The sequence below is a fragment of the Streptomyces sp. NPDC003691 genome, assembly GCF_053981115.1.
The window spans coordinates 1-16,475 of record NZ_JBSFNQ010000081.1 but is presented as its reverse complement, the minus strand read 5'-3'; the positions used below and the strand labels follow the sequence as shown (position 1 = coordinate 16,475).

Here is a 16,475-nt window from a genome sequence, read left to right as displayed (position 1 = left end):
GGCGGGCGAGGCCGCGGCGGTACGGAGACGGCCCCGGGCGCCCGCGGGATGCGGGCGCCCGGGGCCGGAGGCCGGGACCGGGCCGGGGCCCGGCCGTGGCGCGGCTACTTCTTCTCGGCCTGGTCCTCCAGCGCGGCCAGCGCCGGGTCGAGCACGATGTCCTCGGCCCGCGACTCGGTCGACGGGTCCTCCGGGAAGTGGCAGGCCGTCAGATGACCCTCGCCGTTGCCGGAGAGGCGCACCAGCGGCGGCTCCTCCGTCGCGCACTTGTCCTGCGCCTTCCAGCAGCGGGTGCGGAAGCGGCAGCCGGACGGCGGCATGATCGGAGACGGCACGTCGCCGGAGAGGCGGATCCGCTCCTTCTGCGCGTTCGCGTCCATGTCCGGCTCCGGCACGGCCGAGAGCAGGGCGTGGGTGTACGGGTGGCGGGGCCGGTTGTACAGGTCGTCGCGGTCCGCGATCTCCATCACCTTGCCCAGGTACATCACCGCAACGCGCTGCGAGAAGTGCCGGACGACCGCCAGGTCGTGGGCGATGAAGAGGAAGGCGATCCCCATCTCCTCCTGCACCTTCTGCAGGAGGTTGACGACCTGGGCCTGGATGGAGACGTCGAGCGCGGAGACCGGCTCGTCGGCGACGATCAGCTTCGGCTGGAGCGCCAGGGCCCGGGCCACGCCGATGCGCTGCCGCTGGCCGCCCGAGAACTCGTGCGGGAAGCGGTTGAAGTGCTCGGGGTTGAGACCCACGACCTCCAGCAGCTCACGGACCTTGTTGTCGCGGCCACCGGGCGGGTTGATCCCGTTGACCTCCATCGGGCTCTTGATGATGGTGCCGACGGTCTGCCGCGGGTTCAGCGACGAATACGGGTCCTGGAAGATCATCTGGATCTCGGACCGGATCGGCGCCATTTCCTTGCGGCCCGCGTGGGCGATGTCCCGGCCCTGGTAGAGGATCTTGCCCTCGGTCGGCTCCAGCAGCCGGGTGACCATGCGCCCGGTGGTGGACTTGCCGCAGCCGGACTCACCGACCAGGCCCAGGGCCTCGCCGGCGTGCACCGTCAGGTCGATGCCGTCGACGGCCTTGACCGCGCCGACCTTGCGCTTGAAGGGGAACCCCCCGTAGATCGGGAAGTGCATCTTCAGGCCCTCGACGGCGAGCAGCGGCTCACCGCCGGGGCTTGTGCCGGTCGCATCCTGCTGCTTCGGCAGAGTGACGTTCTCGCTCATGTCTCTGCGTCTCCCTAGCCCAGCCGGGGCTTGATCTGATCGATGAAGATGGACTGCTTCTGCCCGTCCGACAGATGGCAGGCGGCCGCGCGGCCGGTGGGCAGCGTGGGGCGCTCGGCGGAGCACAGCCCGCCGGCGACCTCGTCCTTGAAGGCGCACCGGGGGTGGAAGGGGCAGCCGGACGGCGGGTTCAGCAGGCTGGGCGGCGAGCCGGGGATCGGCATGAGCGCCTCGTTGACGTCGCTCCCGAGTCGCGGCATCGAGCTGAGCAGACCCCAGGTGTAGGGGTGCTTGGGAGTCCGGAGGACCTCCTGGACGCTGCCGCGCTCCACCGCCCGTCCCGCGTACATCACCAGCAGGTCGTCCGCCATATTGGCGATGACGCCCAGGTCGTGGGTGATGAAGACGATCGCGGAGCCGAACTCCTGCTGGAGGTCCTTGAGCAGGTCGAGGATCTGGGCCTGCACGGTCACGTCGAGCGCGGTGGTCGGCTCGTCGGCGATCAGCAGGTCCGGGTCGCAGATCAGTGCCATGGCGATCATCGCGCGCTGGCGCATACCGCCGGAGAACTGGTGCGGGTAGTCGTTGAAGCGGGTCGCGGGCTGCGGGATGCCGACCTTGGCCAGCATCTCGATGGCGCGCGCCTTCGCCTCCTTCTTGGAGGCGCCGGTGTGCTTCATGTAGGGCTCGGCGATCTGACGGCCCACGGTGTAGTACGGCGAGAGCGCCGTCAGCGGGTCCTGGAAGATCATCGCGACCTTGTTGCCGCGGAGCTTCTCCATCTCCTTCTCGGGCGCGTCGACGAGCTCCTGGCCGTCGAGGTAGATCTCGCCGTCGATGGCGGTGTTCTTCTTGCTGTGCAGGCCGAGGATCGTCAGGTTGGTGACGGACTTTCCGGAGCCCGACTCGCCGACGATACCGAGCGTCTTGCCGCGCTCGACGTCGAAGGAGAGCCCGTCGACTGCCTTGACGACGCCGTCCTCGGTGGAGAACCGCACCCGCAGGTCGCGCACCGAGAGGAAGGCGTCCGGTCCGGTCGGGGCCGGGGTCCCCTCGGTCTTGGTCAGAGTGGTCACGGTCGTTCTCCTAGGCGAGGCGCACGCGCGGGTCGATGTAGGCGTAGGCGATGTCCACGATGATGTTCAGGATCAGGATGAAGAACGCTCCGAACAGCATGATGCCCATGGTCATCGGCAGGTCCTTGGTCAGCGACGACTCCACCGCGAGACGGCCGACACCGGCCAGGTCGAAGGTGAACTCGGTGACCACGGCGCCGGTCAGCAGTGCGGAAAGGTCCATTCCCAGGATCGTGACGATCGGGGTGAGCGAGCCTCGCCAGGCGTAACGGAAGAAGACGTACCGCTGGCGCATGCCCTTGGCGCGCGCGGTGCGGACGTGCTCCTCCTGCAGTTGCTCGATCATCGTCGAGCGCGCCATACGGGTGTACTGCGCGGTGAAGATGGTCGCCATGACGGCCCACGGAATGAGCATTCCGGTGAACCAGGCGATGGGGTCCTCGCTGATCGAGGTGTACTTCGGGAACTCCATCCAGCCGGTGCTGAAGACGAAGATGCCGAGAACGATCGGGCCGAGGAAGTAGATCTGGAACGAGCTGAGCACCATCGAGGCGCCGCTGACGAACTTGTCGACCGGAGTGCCGCGCTTCCAGGCGGCCAGCATGCCCGAGCCCAGGCCGAGGATCAGGAAGACGACCAGGCCGCCGATGGTCAGCGAGAGGGTGAGCGGGAAGCGGTCGACGATCGAATCCCACACGAAGTCACCGGAGTCGAAGGAGACTCCGAGACACGGTGCCGAGCAGTGGCCCACCGCGAAGTCACGCCCGGTCGCGATGCCACCCATGAACTCCCAGAACTGGGTGGTGATGGGCTTGTCGAGGCCGAGATTCTCGCGGATGATCGCGATGTTCTCCGGCGTGCAGGTCTTTCCGCAGGCGAGTTCGGCGAAGTCCTGGGGGATTGTGTAGAACAGGAAGAACGTAAACGCGCCGATCAAAAACATGATCATGACCGCGCCGGTCAACCTGCGGATGAGGAACTGAAGCATCGCGGGAGGCTGCTCTCTTCGAAGGCGGCGGGGGTGAGACGTGGCCCGTGGGGGCGCGCTCCGCCTGGCGCGCCCCCCCACGGGATCAACGTGAACCGGAGTTAATGCGATCCGGTCTTACGAGTTCTTCAGGAACAGGTTGTTGATGTCGATGTAGCTCGCCTCGGTGTCGTACCGCAGGCCTCCGATGTTGGAGCCGGAGAGCTGGATGTGCTTGGCGTAGTAGACCGGGCCGGCCGGGTTGATCTCCTCGACGATCCGGTGGTGGACCTTCTCCCACTCCTTGGCGGCCTCGGTCGGCGGCAGCGCCAGGGCCTTCTTGATGCCCTCGTTGACCTGCGGGTCGTTGATGTGGGAGTAGTTCGAGCCACCGTCAGAGATCTTGGTGCCGTCGTAGACCGGGGTGATGACGGTGGACGGCGACGGCCAGTCCTGGCCCCATCCGGTCATGTACAGGTCGTACGGGTTCTTGACCTTGCCGATCTGCTCGTAGAAGGTCGCGCGGTCGATCTCCTTGGCCTGGACGTCGAAGCCCAGCTTGCCGAGGGTGTCCTTGATGATGACCATCTGCTTCTGGCCACGCGGCGAGTTGGAGTAGGCGTAGGTCAGCTTGGTGCCCTTCTTGACACCCGCCTCCTCCAGGAGCTTCTTGCCCTTCTCCAGGTCACCGGCCGGCTTCTTGCCCTTGCCGTACGGGTCGTAGTTCGGGTCGTAGCCGGGGAGCGTCGGGCCCATCAGACCGCCGGCCAGCTCGCCACCGTAGTTACCACCGTCGGCAGCGATCATCTGCTTGGTCGGGATGGCGTGGGTGATGGCGTCGCGGACCTTCTTGTCCTTCACGACCTGGGAGTCCAGGTTGAAGGTCATCTGCCAGACGTAGGGCTGGTAGCCCATGACCGAGCGGGCCTTGACCGCGGAGTTGCTGATGACATCCTTGATCATCGTCGGGTCGACCGAGTCGGTGAACTGGATGGCGTTCTTGGCCTCGCCCTGGTCGGCGATCAGACGCTTGGTCTGGCTGGCCTGGTCGACCGTGAGGTTGAAGTTGAAGCCGTCCGGGTACGCGTGGCGGACCGAGTCGGTCTTCGCGTCCCAGTGCGGGTTCTTGACCAGCTTGAGCGACTTGCCCGACTTGTACTCGGCGATCTTGTAGGGGCCGAGCGCGACCGGGGCCTTGTCGTACTTCTCCTTGGTGTCGCCCTTCTTGGGGACGATGGAGTAGCCCGGCATGGCCAGCGCCTGCGGAAGGTCACCCTGCGGCGTCTGGAACTTGAAGACGATGGTCTTCGCGTCCGGGGTGGCCAGGACGGTGTCCGGCAGGCTCTTGCCGGTGTACGGGCCGTCCGGCAGCGCGTCCCGGTACTTGTCGCCCGAGAGCCAGTTCTGGATGTAGGTCGGGCCGTCGAAGATGAACTTCGCGTAGAGGCGCTCGAAGGTGTGACGGATGTCGGCGGACGTGATCGGGTTGCCGTTCCCGTCCTTGATGTTGTCCTTCAGCGTGTAAGTCCAGGTCTTACCACCGTCGGACATCTTGCCGGCGTCGGTGGCAAGGTCACCGACGACGGTCAGGTTGCCGCTCGCGTCCTCCTTCCAGTTGGTCAGACCGCGGTGGATCAGGTTGGAGAGCTGACCGGCGTCGCTCACATAGATCTGGCCCGGGTCCATGTGGCTGATGTTGGACTGCATGTAGACATTGATGAAGCCGCCCGGCTTGGCGCCCGGGACCTCGGGGGCGGGACCGGTGGAGCCCGCGGCGTCGGCGTACTGGACCGGCTTGGACTGAGCCGCGGCGTCCTTCTTGGACTTGGACTCGTCAGCGGTCTTGCCGTCGTTGTTGGAGCAGCCGGTGAGCGCCAGGGAGCCGACCACTGCGGCGGCGGCTATGACACGCACGGGGCGTGAGCGAAGTGGCTTCATGATGCTTGATGCACCTACCTGTCCGTAGTCATTCATCAGGAGCTGCCAGCCGTCCGGTTGCCCGGCGCGGGGGCGGCAGCGGCCCCCGCCCTGGGACGTCACCGTCCGGTCTTGGGGTCGAATGCGTCTCGTACCGAGTCGCCGAGGAGGTTGAAGGCGAGGATGAACGTCACCATGGCGACACCGGGGAAGAACATGAACGCCGGGTTCTGTTCGTACACGTCCGCACCGATGGCGAACATCCGGCCCCAGTCGGGGGTCGGCTCCACGAAGCCCACACCGACATAGGAGAGGAACGCGATGGTCAGAATCGAGCTGGGCAGCATGTAGGTGCCCTGCACCAGGATCGGGGTGACGATGTTCGGGAGGATCTCCTTGCGGACGATCCGCCAGCGCGAGGCACCGGAGACCTTGGCCGCCTCCACGAACTCCCGCTCCCGCAGGGAGAGCACGGAGCTGCGGACCAGTCGGGCCAGACCCATCCAGCCGAGGAACCACATCACCAGGATGATCGCGACGGCGCGCAGATAGGTGGGGGTCTCGTCCTTCGGAGAGACGAACATCGCGGTCACGACCGGCATGAAGGCGATGAAGAAGAGCTGCTGCGGGAAGGCGAGGAAGAAGTCGGTGATCCGGCTCAGCCAGTAGTCGACCTTGCCACCGAAGTAGCCGGCGACCATGCCGATGACCACACCGGTGAGCACCATCAGAACGGTCACGACCAGCGCCATGTAGAGGGACGTCCGGATGCCGTACAGCAGCATCGTGAACACATCACGGCCCAGCTCGGGCTCGACCCCGAACCAGAAGTCCCCGGAGACACCGCCGAACGTGCCGATCGGCATGGAGAAGTCGTCGAGGATGCCCTCGTACCCCGGTTCGTTGGGGTAGAGCGTGTAGGGGTCCTTGCCGTACAGCGAGGAGATCACCGGCGCGAGCGCCGAGATGACGAAGAAGGCGATCACCACGATCGCGGAGACCACACCGGTGCGGTCGCGCTTGAAGCGCGCCCACATCAGCTGTCCCGGCGAACGGCCGGTCACGGCCTGGCCGCCGGCAGTGTCCGTCTTGGTCGCGGTGCTCTTGTCCAAGGCGACAGAGGAGTCGGCGCCCTCAGTCTCGATTGGACTGGTCATGATGTGTCCATTCACGGGTGTCGGTGACCCGCGTTCCTGCGCACGGCGGCCCGGACGGGCGAGTGGGTGCACTCGTACCGTCGTGACCACCGGGTGACATTCCCTCTCCCCGGGGCCGGGCGTGCCCGCCAGGCGGGTACGGCCGGATCACCGTCAGCCCGGGGATTCACCCATGGGCAAAACGGCAGGAAAGGGTGTCAATAGGGATTGATCCCACCCTCATCAGGAGCGCGAGCCGAGCGGTTGACCGGGGCTCAGAGTCGCTGTCCGCCGCCGATGGCGGCGCGATGGGATGGAATGCGCTGGAAACCGGTCGTCCGTACCGTCTGCGACGACCCGACCCCGCTGGCGCTCGTGGCACCGCGCATGGGTTCCTCCTCATGAGTCCACGTGTTCACTGCAAGGCTGGGGACATAACACCCGCCGACACCCCTGACGGCGAAGAGCTGTACCCCGTGTGCTCGTGAGTCGGCGCTCCCCACAGCGCATGACCCGTTGACCCGAGCTCAGTGAAGCCAACTATTGGGTAAGTTCACGCCGTAAACCACACTTAAAGCATCTCGTTTTGGCAACATCAGTGAACCCCTGAGGACCAGAATCCGGACAAAGGGATCGCAGACAGACACCCCCGAAACGGACTGTTAATACAGGTTTCCGGTGAGCTACGTCCGATAGTCGGACAATCGTTCATCAAAAACCTCTTGACGAACGACCCCCCGGAGCGCTCCAATCCCGAAGCCTTCCACCTGCACGGGGTGGGCAAACGGCTCGGGCGGTCCCAACATGTGGGACCGCCCGAGCCGTTGCGGTTCGTGCTTTATGTCTTGTTGATCACATCTCGGGCAGGGTGTCCGCCCGGCGGGCCTCCGCCGGGACGTACCGCACCCGGGACGCGGAAACCCCGCGGCGACCGCTTCCGGCCGCCGCGGGGTTCCGTACCGGCTTTCTCAGCCGTGCTTGGCGCGGGAGGCCGCGCGGGCCCGCTCCCGGGCGTCCAGGGCGACCTTGCGGATGCGCACGGCCTCCGGGGTCACCTCGACGCACTCGTCGTCACGGCAGAACTCCAGCGACTGCTCCAGGGAGAGCTTGCGCGGCGGCACGATCGCCTCGAAGGAGTCGGCCGAGGAGGAGCGCATGTTGGTGAGCTTCTTCTCCTTGGTGATGTTCACGTCCATGTCGTCGGAGCGGGAGTTCTCACCGACGATCATGCCCTCGTAGACCTCGGTGCCCGGGTCGACGAAGAGCACGCCGCGCTCCTGGAGGTTGGTCATCGCGAAGGACGTGACGGAACCCGAGCGGTCGGCGACCAGCGAACCGTTGTTACGGGTCGTGAGCGTGCCGAACCAGGGCTCGTGGCCCTCGTGGATGGAGTGGGCGATACCGGTGCCGCGGGTGTTCGTGAGGAACTCCGTACGGAAGCCGATCAGACCGCGCGAGGGCACCACGAACTCCATGCGCACCCAGCCGGAGCCGTGGTTGGACATGTTGTCCATCCGGCCCTTGCGGACGCCCATCAGCTGGGTGACCGCGCCCATGTGCTCCTCGGGCACGTCGATCGTCATGCGCTCGACGGGCTCGTGGATCTTGCCGTCGACCTCCTTGGTGACGACCTGCGGCTTGCCGATGGTCAGCTCGAAACCCTCCCGGCGCATCTGCTCGACCAGGATGGCCAGCGCCAGCTCACCGCGGCCCTGCACCTCCCAGGCGTCGGGGCGCTCGGTGTCCAGGACCCGGAGCGAGACATTGCCGACCAGCTCGCGGTCGAGGCGGTCCTTGACCTGGCGCGCGGTGACCTTGCGGTCCTTGACCGCGGCCTTGTTCTCGGCGCCCTTGCCGCTGCCGCCCCGTCCGACCAGCGGGGAGGTGTTGGTGCCGATGGTCATCGAGATGGCGGGCTCGTCGACGGTGATCAGCGGCAGGGCGACCGGGTTCTCCGGGTCGGCGAGGGTCTCGCCGATCATGATGTCGGAGATACCGGCGACCGCGCAGATGTCACCGGGGCCGGCGACCTCGGCGGGCTTGCGGGTCAGCGCCTCGGTCATCATCAGCTCGCTGATGCGGACGTTCGAGACGGAGCCGTCACGCTTGATCCAGGCCACGTTCTGGCCCTTGCGCAGCTCGCCCTGCTCGACCCGGAGAAGGGCGATACGGCCGAGGAAGTTGTCCGCGTCGAGGTTGGTGACATGGGCCTGGAGCGGCGCGTCCGCGTCGAACTCGGGGGCCGGGACGTACTCCAGCAGGGTGGAGAAGAACGGCTCCAGGCTGTCGCTGTCGGCCGGGACCGTACCGTCCGCGGGCTTGGTGAGCGAGGCCACACCGTCCCGGGCGCAGGCGTAGACAATCGGGAACTCGATCTGGTCCTCGTCGGCGTCCAGGTCGAGGAAGAGGTCGTAAGTCTCGTTGACGACCTCGTCGATCCGGGAGTCCGGGCGGTCCGTCTTGTTGATGCAGAGGATCACGGGCATCCGGGCCTGGAGGGCCTTGCGGAGCACGAACCGGGTCTGCGGGAGGGGACCCTCGGAAGCGTCGACGAGCAGCACGACCGCGTCGACCATGGAGAGGCCGCGCTCGACCTCACCGCCGAAGTCGGCGTGGCCCGGGGTGTCGATGATGTTGATGGTGACGGGGGCGCCGCCGGCCTTCGGGTGGTACTTGACCGCCGTGTTCTTGGCGAGGATCGTGATGCCCTTCTCACGCTCCAGGTCGTTCGAGTCCATCACCCGGTCGTCGACCTGCTGGTGCGCGGCGAAGGCACCGGCCTGCTTCAGCATGGCGTCGACGAGGGTGGTCTTGCCGTGGTCGACGTGGGCGACGATGGCGACATTACGGATGTCGTGGCGGGTGGGCATGCTGGCTGGCGCTTCTCTCGATCGTGGGATGCGGCGTTCGTGAGGGGCGGCGTCTTCCTCCTGCGCCCCGCCGGGGCTGACGCGCCACGGCTGCTCCCTATGGTACGGGGCCCCGGGATTCGGGGCCTCCTGGTCCGTCGCGGGCCCGTGAGGAGGGACGGGCGGGACGGGGCGGACGGTTCCCGGGAGGGTGATTCCGAAGGGCTCGGGGCCGGGCGGCGGGCGGTGTGTACGGCCGGCGGGAGCGCCCGGGCGGGACAGAGGCGGCAGGGCGGGAGAGGGGCGGCGGGGCGGTGCTGCGGGGAGCCGGGCGAGAGGCGGATGGGGGTCCGCGCCGGATTCCGGAGCCGGGTCAACAGGCCGGGCACGATCTTGCCCGCCGGGTGACCGGCGGGCAAGGGGTTTGAGGCTCTTCTGAGGTTGTCCCGGCCAGCGGCCGTTACCTTCGGTTACACCAGGTGGTTCACCGGGTGACCGGCCGATGGACAGCGGCCGGTTCCGGGTGGTGGCCGCCGGGCTACTCCGATCCGCCTTCCGTGCCCTCTTCGCCGTCCTCGGCTCCCTCGGCCGGACTCGCCGAGGGGCTCGGCAGCACCGGCGGAGGTCCGGCCTTGCGGGCCACGGCCTTGGTGAAGCCGATGTCCTGGAGCCGCGGGGTGGCGAAGCCGAAGGCCCCGGCGTTCAGCACGGCCGGACGGACCGCGACCAGCTCGGGCCGCTGGTAGAGGGGGATGGACCCGGCCGCCGCCCAGATCCTGGCGTCCGCCCGGCGCACCAGGTCGCGGTTCTCGTCCTGGTCCAGCTCGGCCGCGGCCTGGTCGAACAGCTGGTCGATGTAGTCGGTGCCGACCCGGGTGTAGTTCTGCTCGACCAGCAGGGATCCGTCGCTGGCGGGTTCCGGCTTGGCGTAGATGGGCCGGGCGTCGGTCGCCGGGTAGGCGGTGGCGGGCCAGGAGTAGAGGGCGAGGTCGTACTGGCCGGAGGCGATGTGGTCCTTGAAGTAGCTCTCGTCGGCGACCTTGACGATCCGGGTCTCCACGCCGATGCGCTTCAGCATCCGGCCGATCTTCTCGCCGACGGAGCGCAGCGATTCGGAGCCGGGGCCGGAGGGGAGGACGAAGCGCAGGCTGAGGGGCTTGCCGTCCTTGCCGAGGCGGCCTCCGGCGGCGAGCGGGGCGGCCGTGCCCGCCGGTGCGTAGGCGCCGGTGACTCCGCCCTTGGTGTCCTTGGCGTCCTTCTCACCGCGGCCGGTCTCGGCCTCGGAACCGGTTTCCGCGGCCAGGGCGGCCCGGCGCTGGAGGGAGAGGTCCTCGAAGGTCACGGGCGCCGGCGCGAGGACCCGGGTGGCTCCGCGGCCGGACTTCTCGTCCCCGACGATATAGAGGCCCTCGCCCGAGGGGCCGTCCGGCCGGGCCTGTGCCGGGGAGGTGGCCGCGGCCGCCCGGTCGGTGTTCCTGCCGGTGTTCCGGCCGGTGTTCTTGCCGTCGGTGCCGTCGCCCTCCTCGCCGGCGGCCGGTGAGGCGCTCGGCCCGGCCTTCACCGGCGCGGGCTTTCTGAGCGCCCCGCCGGGCGTCCAGCCCGCGTCGGCGAGCAGGGCCTGGGCCTCCTGGGTGTTCTGTTCGCCGAGGGCCCCGCTGTTGTCGGTGTAGGCGCGCTGCCCCCGGAGGGCCAGATGGCTGCCGGGCGGGACCGCGGGCAGCCCCAGCGGGCGCAGTACGGTCTCGGCCAGTTCCGTGCGGTCCAGGGCTCGGGCGATCGCCCGGCGGACCCGGTCGTCGGAGAGGGGACCGGACTCGCCGTTGAGCGCGAGCTGGGTGTAGGCGGGTTCGAGGGTCCGGCGCACGGCGAAGCCGCGCAGTCCGGCCTGCTCGACGGCGTAGGTCCGGATGGCCTCGGCCGTCTTCTCCCTGGTGGCCTGGGCGATCTCGGCGGCTTCCTCGTCGGAGCCGTTGGCCAGGGCCCAGAGCCGCAGGGCCTTGGCGGGGGTGAGGGCGGTCTGCGGGCCGTGGCCGGGCTGCTGGCCCCCGGTGGACTTGTTCCGTACGGCGAGGGCGATCCGGTCGGCGGTGCTCCGGTCGATCTCGGCGATGTCGACCTTGCCCGAGGCGAGGGCGCCCGCCCGCTTGTCACGCGGCACCGCGGCCAGCACCAGGGCGTCCAGTTTGGGCTGGTCACCCCACCAGCGGGGGTTCCGTACCAGGGTGACGTCCTTCTTCTTCCGGTCGACCGCACCGATCCGGAACGGCCCCGCGGTGGCCTTGAGCGTGTTGCGGGCGCCGTCGTTGAACGCCTTGGGGGTGCCGGTGACGTCCTTCGGATACAGCGGGGTGAAGAGGGACTGCCAGTCGGCGTAGGGCTTCTTGAAGGTGACCCTGACTTCGAGGTCGTTGGCGCCCTTCTGGATCTCCTCGATACGGTCGTATCCGGCGTTGCGCGCGGTCCAGTAGGCGGTGTTCCGGCCGTTGAGGGCCCGCCACTGGGCGACGAAGTCGGGGGCGCCGATCTCCCTGCCGTCGCTCCAGACCGCCTTCTGGTTGAGCTTGTAGAGCACGACCTGCTTGGGCTCGCGCTCGACGATCTCGGCGGATTCCACATAGTCCGGATTGCGCTGCGGCCGGCCGTTGGGGTCGAGGGTGAAGAGAGAGGGCAGCACTGCCTGGGCGATCCGGGCGGTGGTGGCGTCGGCATCGGCCTGGAAGGTGTTGAGGGTGGTGGGCACGGAGTCGGCGGCCCAGCGGAGGGTGCCGCCGTCGCCGACCTGCTGCCGCTGAGTGGCCCCGATGTCCTGGGCGGAGGCCCGGCCGGTGAGCTCGGACTCGTCGGCTCCGCACCCCGTGAGCGCGGGGATCGCCATCACCCCGCCGGTGAGCAGCGCCACGGAGCGGAGTGTCCGGGACCGGAGGGTCTGGGAGGTCCGGGCCTGGGCCATGGGTCCACCTCTTCATCCTGATGGCTCCGCGGTGCAGATGCGGAGAACGAGGAAATCTTTCGATGATCACACCTATGCCGGTCCACTGAAGTGGACGGGGGCCGGAGGGGGCCGCCGACACGGCGCGGGGAGGGCGAAGGTCACCCGGGCAGACCAGCGGAATATCGGATGAAGCGCCCGCATCGCCAGGAAGGTGATGAGAATGGAAACAGTGAGATCCGGACAACCGGGGGCGCACTCGCCACTCCTGCGCGGGAAGTCCCGGCACATCCCTTCCCAACGGGGATGTGACGCGGAACACTCGCAGGCGCATGAGCGACGCCACCGCACCCCGCGGAAGTGAGGGCACGTCATGTCCCAGCAGGAAGACCTGACCACCGTGCAGCGCCGCCTCGACGACCTGGTTCAGCGGGTCGAGGAGCTGGAGCAGACCGTCGGACGGCTCGCCGGTGCGGCGGGGCGGCCCCGCGGTGCCGGTTCCGGCCGGACGGCCGGTCCGCGGCCCGGAGCCGGCGAGGACCTGGTCGCCGTCCCCGAAGCGCCGTACAACCACGCGCTGTGGACGGACTCCGACGACGAGGGGCTGGGCGTCCGAGACCGGCACGCTCCCTAGGAGACCTTCCTTTGGCCACTGGTACCGAACCACCACACGTTCATACGGGCGGGCCGTCGGGCCCCGGGAACGGCGCGGGAACGGGGGTGCACGGGCCCACCCGCGCCGCCATCGCCCCCCGCCATCTGCGGACGGACCGCTGGTGGCTGTCGCCGGCGCTGACCGCCGCGGGGCTGCTCGCCTTCATCGCCTACTCGACCTGGCGGGCCTTCGCCAATGCCGACTACTACGCCGCCCCCTATGTGTCCCCCTTCTACTCGCCCTGTCTGGCGGAGAACTGCGTCCCGATGCGGGGCGGCCCCGAGTGGGGGATCGTCGGCAGCTGGTGGGGGCTCTCCCCCGCACTGCTGATCCTGATCTTCCCGCTGGGCTTCCGGCTCACCTGCTACTACTACCGCAAGGCGTACTACCGGGGCTTCTGGGCTTCTCCTCCGGCCTGCGCGGTCGCCGAGCCGCACCGGCGGTACTCCGGGGAGACCCGCTTCCCGCTGATCCTCCAGAACATCCACCGGTACTTCTTCTATCTGGCGATCCTCGTCGCCCTGATCCTCAGCTACGACACCGTGCTCGCCTTCCGCGACGAGAACTACTCCTGGGGCCATATGGGCCTGGGCACCGTCGTCTTCCTGGTCAACATCGCGCTGATCTGGGCGTACACCCTGTCGTGCCATTCGTGCCGGCATATCGTCGGCGGCCGGCTGAAGCACTTCTCGAAGCATCCCGTGCGCTATCGCCTGTGGGGCTGGGTGGGCAGGCTGAACGAGCGCCATATGCAACTGGCGTGGGCATCGCTGATCAGCGTCGCGGCCGCCGACTTCTACGTCTATCTGGTCGCCTCCGGTGCCTTCGACGATCCGAGGTTCTTCTGACATGACGCAACTCGAACGCCAGCAGTGGGACGTCGTCGTGGTCGGTGCGGGGGGTGCCGGTCTGCGCGCCGCCATCGAGGCCCGGGAGCGCGGTGCCCGCACCGCGGTGATCTGCAAGTCGCTCTTCGGCAAGGCCCACACGGTGATGGCGGAGGGCGGTATCGCCGCCTCGATGGGCAATGTGAACGCCGGGGACAACTGGCAGGTCCACTTCCGGGACACCATGCGGGGCGGAAAGTTCCTCAACCAGTGGCGGATGGCGGAGCTGCACGCCCAGGAGGCACCGGCCCGGGTCTGGGAGCTGGAGACCTGGGGCGCGCTCTTCGACCGCACCGCCGACGGGCGGATCTCCCAGCGGAACTTCGGCGGCCACGAGTACCCCCGGCTGGCCCATGTCGGCGACCGGACCGGCCTGGAGCTGATCCGCACCCTCCAGCAGAAGATCGTCTCGCTCCAGCAGGAGGACGAAGCCGCCACCGGCGACTACGAATCGCGGCTGAAGGTCTTCCAGGAGTGCACGGTCACCCGGATCCTCAAGGACGGCGACCGGGTGGCGGGGGTGTTCTGCTACGAGCGGGAGTCGGGGCGGTTCTTCGTGATCGAGGCGCCTTCTGTCGTCCTCGCCACCGGCGGTATCGGCAAGTCGTTCAAGGTCACCTCCAACTCGTGGGAGTACACCGGGGACGGACACGCACTCGCTCTTCTCGCGGGCGCGCCGCTGCTCAATATGGAGTTCGTCCAGTTCCACCCGACGGGAATGGTCTGGCCGCCCTCCGTCAAGGGGATCCTGGTCACCGAGTCCGTCCGGGGCGACGGCGGGGTGCTGCGCAACTCCGAGGGCAAGCGGTTCATGTTCGACTACGTCCCCGAGGTCTTCAAGGAGAAGTACGCGCAGTCCGAGGAGGAGGCGGACCGCTGGTACGAGGACCCCGACCACAACCGCCGCCCACCCGAACTGCTCCCCCGCGACGAGGTCGCGCGCGCCATCAACTCCGAGGTCAAGGCAGGTCGGGGATCGCCCGCCGGGGGTGTCTTCCTCGATGTCTCGACCCGGATGCCCGCCGAAGTCATCCGGCGCCGGCTGCCTTCGATGTACCACCAGTTCAAAGAGCTGGCGGACGTCGACATCACCGCCGAACCGATGGAGGTCGGGCCCACCTGCCACTATGTGATGGGCGGGGTGGCCGTCGACTCCGACACCGCGGCCGCCGCGGGAGTGCCCGGACTCTATGCGGCCGGTGAGGTCGCCGGCGGGATGCACGGCTCCAACCGGCTCGGCGGCAACTCCCTCTCCGATCTCCTCGTTTTCGGACGCCGTGCCGGGCTGCACGCGGCCCGGCACGCCCGGGAGACCGGCCCCCTGCCCGCCGTGGACGAGGCTCAGATCGACGCCGCGGCAGCGGAGGCGCTCCGCCCCTTCGGCGCCTCCTCCCCCGCGGACGGCGGTCCTCCGGAGAATCCGTACACCGTCCATCAGGAACTCCAGCAGACCATGAACGACCTGGTCGGCATCATCCGCCGGGAAGGCGAGATGCAGCAGGCGCTGGAGCGGCTGGCCCGGCTCGGCGACCGGGCCCGCCGGGCGGGTGTGGAGGGCCACCGGCAGTTCAACCCCGGTTGGCACCTGGCCCTGGACCTTCGGAACATGCTGCTGGTCAGCGAATGCGTAGCCCGCGCCGCCCTGGAGCGGACCGAGAGCCGGGGCGGTCATACCCGGGAGGACCGGCCCGCCATGGAACGGGAGTGGCGCCGGGTCAATCTGCTGTGCCAGCTGGCCGACCGCGCCGCCGGTGCCACGGACACCCCCGGCACCGCGGGCACCGGAACGCCCGGCACCCACGAGGAGTCCGGAGGTACCGCCACCGGCCGGATCGCCCTGCAGCGGACGGCGACCGACCCCATCCGACCCGACCTGCTCGCCCTCTTCGAGAAGGAGGAGCTGGTCAAGTACCTCACCGAAGAGGAGCTCCACGAGTGAGCGTGTACCAGGCCAGCTTCAGGGTGTGGCGGGGCGACCAGGGCGGCGGGGAGCTGCGGGACTACTCCGTGGAGGTCCACGACGGTGAGGTCGTCCTCGACATCGTCCACCGGCTCCAGGCCACCCAGGCACCGGACCTCGCGGTCCGCTGGAACTGCAAGGCAGGCAAGTGCGGCTCGTGCAGCGCGGAGATCAACGGCCGACCCCGGCTGATGTGCATGACCCGGATGTCCGTCTTCGCGCGCGACGAGACGATCACAGTGACGCCTCTGCGGGCCTTCCCCGTGACCCGGGATCTGGTGACCGACGTCTCCTTCAACTACACGAAGGCACGGGAGGTGCCCGCCTTCGTGCCACCACGGGGAGTCGCCCCCGGCGAGTACCGGATGCAGCAGGTCGATGTGGACCGCTCCCAGGAGTTCCGCAAGTGCATCGAGTGCTTCCTCTGCCAGGACACCTGCCATGTGGTGCGCGACCACGAGGAGAACAAGGCGGCGTTCGCCGGGCCGCGCTTTCTGATGCGGGTCGCCGAACTGGACATGCACCCGCTGGACTCGGCCGGTGAGGAGGGCCTCGACCGCCGGAAGGCCGCCCAGGACGAGCACGGGCTGGGCTACTGCAACATCACCAAATGCTGCACCGAGGTGTGTCCCGAGGGCATCAAGATCACCGACAACGCGCTGATCCCGCTGAAGGAGCGGGCCGTCGACCGCAAGTACGACCCCCTCGTCTGGCTGGGCAGCAGGATCCTCCGCAGGAACGGCTCCTAACCTCCGCCCCCGTCCGTACGACCGGACAGGGCCCGTGGAGCGGTGCGCCAGGCGCCTGGCGCACCGCTCCACCGGCCCGGCGTCCAGATCCGAAGATCACACCTCTGTACACCAATCACGTATG

The 16,475-nt window shown here is 68.4% G+C and carries 11 protein-coding genes; 4 read left to right on the top strand and 7 right to left on the bottom strand.

Annotation, left to right across the window (positions count from 1 at the left end; genetic code table 11):
- Nucleotides 1-104: 104 nt before the first annotated feature.
- The 7 genes from ACWDR0_RS28110 to ACWDR0_RS28080 form a co-directional block, all read right to left on the bottom strand.
- Nucleotides 105-1,226, bottom strand: coding sequence for an ABC transporter ATP-binding protein (locus tag ACWDR0_RS28110; RefSeq protein WP_456354590.1), 1,122 nt, complete (start codon nucleotides 1,224-1,226; stop codon nucleotides 105-107).
- A gap of 14 nt (nucleotides 1,227-1,240) precedes the next feature.
- Nucleotides 1,241-2,302 (bottom strand): ABC transporter ATP-binding protein, encoded by a 1,062-nt coding sequence (locus ACWDR0_RS28105; protein WP_456354589.1) that lies wholly within the window; start codon nucleotides 2,300-2,302, stop codon nucleotides 1,241-1,243.
- A 10-nt stretch (nucleotides 2,303-2,312) separates the two neighbouring features.
- Entirely contained in the window at nucleotides 2,313-3,290 is a 978-nt protein-coding gene (locus ACWDR0_RS28100; protein WP_456354588.1) for an ABC transporter permease, read from the bottom strand.
- A gap of 117 nt (nucleotides 3,291-3,407) precedes the next feature.
- Nucleotides 3,408-5,207: an ABC transporter substrate-binding protein gene (locus ACWDR0_RS28095; protein WP_456354587.1), complete on the bottom strand. Its 1,800-nt coding sequence runs from the start codon at nucleotides 5,205-5,207 to the stop codon at nucleotides 3,408-3,410.
- 98 nt (nucleotides 5,208-5,305) lie between these two features.
- On the bottom strand, nucleotides 5,306-6,343 hold the full coding sequence (locus ACWDR0_RS28090; protein ID WP_456354586.1) for an ABC transporter permease: 1,038 nt from the start codon (nucleotides 6,341-6,343) through the stop codon (nucleotides 5,306-5,308).
- A gap of 947 nt (nucleotides 6,344-7,290) precedes the next feature.
- Nucleotides 7,291-9,192 (bottom strand): translational GTPase TypA, encoded by a 1,902-nt coding sequence (gene typA, locus ACWDR0_RS28085; RefSeq protein ID WP_456354585.1) that lies wholly within the window; start codon nucleotides 9,190-9,192, stop codon nucleotides 7,291-7,293.
- 517 nt (nucleotides 9,193-9,709) lie between these two features.
- Nucleotides 9,710-12,121 (bottom strand): ABC transporter family substrate-binding protein, encoded by a 2,412-nt coding sequence (locus ACWDR0_RS28080; protein ID WP_456354584.1) that lies wholly within the window; start codon nucleotides 12,119-12,121, stop codon nucleotides 9,710-9,712.
- Between the two features lie 352 nt (nucleotides 12,122-12,473).
- Between ACWDR0_RS28080 and ACWDR0_RS28075 the strand changes: the two genes are divergently transcribed.
- Genes ACWDR0_RS28075 through ACWDR0_RS28060 form a run of 4 tightly spaced genes read left to right on the top strand, consistent with a single transcriptional unit; the run spans nucleotide 12,474 to nucleotide 16,351 of the window.
- Nucleotides 12,474-12,734 carry a hypothetical protein gene (locus ACWDR0_RS28075; RefSeq protein WP_456354583.1) on the top strand — a complete coding sequence of 87 codons (261 nt, stop codon included), beginning with the start codon at nucleotides 12,474-12,476 and terminating at the stop codon, nucleotides 12,732-12,734.
- Nucleotides 12,735-12,745: 11 nt separating this feature from the next.
- Nucleotides 12,746-13,603, top strand: coding sequence for a hypothetical protein (locus ACWDR0_RS28070; RefSeq protein ID WP_456354582.1), 858 nt, complete (start codon nucleotides 12,746-12,748; stop codon nucleotides 13,601-13,603).
- Between the two features lies 1 nt (nucleotide 13,604).
- Nucleotides 13,605-15,581, top strand: a complete 1,977-nt coding sequence (locus ACWDR0_RS28065; protein ID WP_456354581.1) for a fumarate reductase/succinate dehydrogenase flavoprotein subunit — start codon at nucleotides 13,605-13,607, stop codon at nucleotides 15,579-15,581.
- Nucleotides 15,578-16,351, top strand: a complete 774-nt coding sequence (locus tag ACWDR0_RS28060) for a succinate dehydrogenase/fumarate reductase iron-sulfur subunit (RefSeq protein WP_456354580.1) — start codon at nucleotides 15,578-15,580, stop codon at nucleotides 16,349-16,351. The genes ACWDR0_RS28065 and ACWDR0_RS28060 overlap by 4 nt, the downstream gene beginning before the upstream one ends.
- Nucleotides 16,352-16,475: the final 124 nt, after the last annotated feature.